Origin of the sequence: Halomonas sp. CnH100-B, from assembly GCF_024124605.1 — a bacterium.
In the GTDB taxonomy this organism is placed as follows: domain Bacteria; phylum Pseudomonadota; class Gammaproteobacteria; order Pseudomonadales; family Halomonadaceae; genus Vreelandella.
This window is the reverse complement of the sequence record NZ_JAMXRX010000011.1, coordinates 1-2,881: the sequence shown is the minus strand read 5'-3', so window position 1 is coordinate 2,881 and position 2,881 is coordinate 1. Positions and strand designations below refer to the sequence as shown.

1 rRNA gene is annotated in these 2,881 nt (G+C 54.5%); it reads left to right on the top strand.

The features are described from left to right. Positions 1 to 93: 93 nt before the first annotated feature. Positions 94 to 2,881: ribosomal RNA gene (locus NH398_RS16685) — 23S ribosomal RNA — on the top strand; the annotation flags it as partial.

Genomic DNA, 2,881 nt, shown 5'->3' with positions numbered 1-2,881 from the left:
TTGAAACGTTCATACGTAATTGTTAAGTGATACGTCTCAAGCGTATCCGGCAATCGTTATCATTGCGAGATACCAGACCCCTTCGGGTTATAGGGTCAAGCAATGAAGCGCACACGGTGGATGCCTAGGCAGCCAGAGGCGATGAAAGACGTGGTAGCCTGCGATAAGGTTCGGTGAGGTGGCAAACGACCTGTGACCCGGACATCTCTGAATGGGGAAACCCACTCAGCATCAGCTGAGTATCCTACGCTGAATACATAGGCGTAGGAGGCGAACCAGGGGAACTGAAACATCTAAGTACCCTGAGGAAAAGAAATCAACCGAGATTCCCCTAGTAGCGGCGAGCGAACGGGGACCAGCCCTTAAGCATGTGACTGATTAGGCGAATACGCTGGGAAGCGTGGCCATAGTGGGTGATAGCCCCGTAGCCGAAAATCTGATCATGTGAAATCGAGTAGGTCGGGGCACGAGAAACCTTGACTGAAGACGGGGGGACCATCCTCCAAGGCTAAATACTCCTGGCTGACCGATAGTGAACCAGTACCGTGAGGGAAAGGCGAAAAGAACCCCGGAGAGGGGAGTGAAATAGACCCTGAAACCGTGTGCGTACAAGCAGTAGGAGCGGACTTGTTCCGTGACTGCGTACCTTTTGTATAATGGGTCAGCGACTTATATTCAGTGGCGAGGTTAACCGTATAGGGGAGCCGTAGGGAAACCGAGTCTTAACTGGGCGACACAGTCGCTGGATATAGACCCGAAACCGAGCGATCTATCCATGAGCAGGGTGAAGATTGAGTAACATCAATTGGAGGCCCGAACCAGGATCTGTTGAAAAAGATTTGGATGACTTGTGGATCGGAGTGAAAGGCTAATCAAGCTCGGAGATAGCTGGTTCTCCTCGAAAGCTATTTAGGTAGCGCCTCACGTATCACCGCCGGGGGTAGAGCACTGTTTCGGCTAGGGGGTCATCCCGACTTACCAACCCGAGGCAAACTCCGAATACCGGTGAGTGCGAGCGTGGGAGACACACGGCGGGTGCTAACGTCCGTCGTGAAAAGGGAAACAACCCAGACCGTCAGCTAAGGTCCCCAAATCCTGGTTAAGTGGGAAACGATGTGGGAAGGCTCAGACAGCTAGGAGGTTGGCTTAGAAGCAGCCATCCTTTAAAGAAAGCGTAATAGCTCACTAGTCGAGTCGGCCTGCGCGGAAGATGTAACGGGGCTAAACCAGGTACCGAAGCTACGGGTTCATCCTCTGGATGAGCGGTAGAGGAGCGTCGTGTAAGCCAATGAAGGTGTGTTGAGAAGCATGCTGGAGGTATCACGAGTGCGAATGCTGACATGAGTAACGATAAAGGGAGTGAAAAACTCCCTCGCCGGAAGACCAAGGGTTTCTGTTCGACGCTAATCGGAGCAGAGTGAGTCGGCCCCTAAGGCGAGGCCGAAAGGCGTAGTCGATGGGAAACGGGTCAATATTCCCGTACCGGACATGATTGCGATGGGGGGACGGAGAAGGCTAGGTGAGCCAGGCGTTGGTTGTCCTGGTGAAAGTGAGTAGGCTGGTGTCTTAGGTAAATCCGGGACGCTAAGGCCGAGACACGAAACGAACGGACCACGGTCCGGAAGTCATTGATGCCACGCTTCCAGGAAAAGCCTCTAAGCTTCAGATCATGTGCGACCGTACCCCAAACCGACACAGGTGGTCAGGGTGAGAATCCCAAGGCGCTTGAGAGAACTCGGGTGAAGGAACTAGGCAAAATGGTGCCGTAACTTCGGGAGAAGGCACGCCGGCGTAGGGTAATGGGACTTGCTCCCCGAGCCCGAACCGGTCGAAGATACCAGGTGGCTGCAACTGTTTAGTAAAAACACAGCACTCTGCTAACGCGCAAGCGGACGTATAGGGTGTGACGCCTGCCCGGTGCCGGAAGGTTAAGTGATGGTGTTAGGCCTCGGCCGAAGCTCTTGATCGAAGCCCCGGTAAACGGCGGCCGTAACTATAACGGTCCTAAGGTAGCGAAATTCCTTGTCGGGTAAGTTCCGACCTGCACGAATGGCGTAATGATGGCCACGCTGTCTCCACCCGAGACTCAGTGAAATTGAAATCGCCGTGAAGATGCGGTGTACCCGCGGCTAGACGGAAAGACCCCGTGAACCTTTACTATAGCTTCACACTGGACGCTGATGTTGCCTGTGTAGGATAGCTGGGAGGCTTTGAAACCCGGACGCCAGTTCGGGTGGAGCCAACCTTGAAATACCAGCCTGGCATCATTGGCGTTCTCACTCAGGTCCGTTATCCGGATCGAGGACAGTGTGTGGTGGGTAGTTTGACTGGGGCGGTCTCCTCCCAAAGCGTAACGGAGGAGCACGAAGGTACCCTCAGCACGGTCGGACATCGTGCAATGAGTGCAAGAGCATAAGGGTGCTTGACTGCGAGACAGACACGTCGAGCAGGTGCGAAAGCAGGTTCTAGTGATCCGGTGGTTCTGTATGGAAGGGCCATCGCTCAACGGATAAAAGGTACTCCGGGGATAACAGGCTGATACCGCCCAAGAGTTCACATCGACGGCGGTGTTTGGCACCTCGATGTCGGCTCATCACATCCTGGGGCTGAAGTCGGTCCCAAGGGTATGGCTGTTCGCCATTTAAAGTGGTACGCGAGCTGGGTTTAGAACGTCGTGAGACAGTTCGGTCCCTATCTGCCGTGGGCGTTGGATGTTTGAGAAGAGCTGCTCCTAGTACGAGAGGACCGGAGTGGACGACCCTCTGGTGTTCCGGTTGTCACGCCAGTGGCATTGCCGGGTAGCTATGGTCGGACGGGATAACCGCTGAAAGCATCTAAGCGGGAAGCCCCCTTCAAGATGAGACATCCCTGAGGCCTAGAG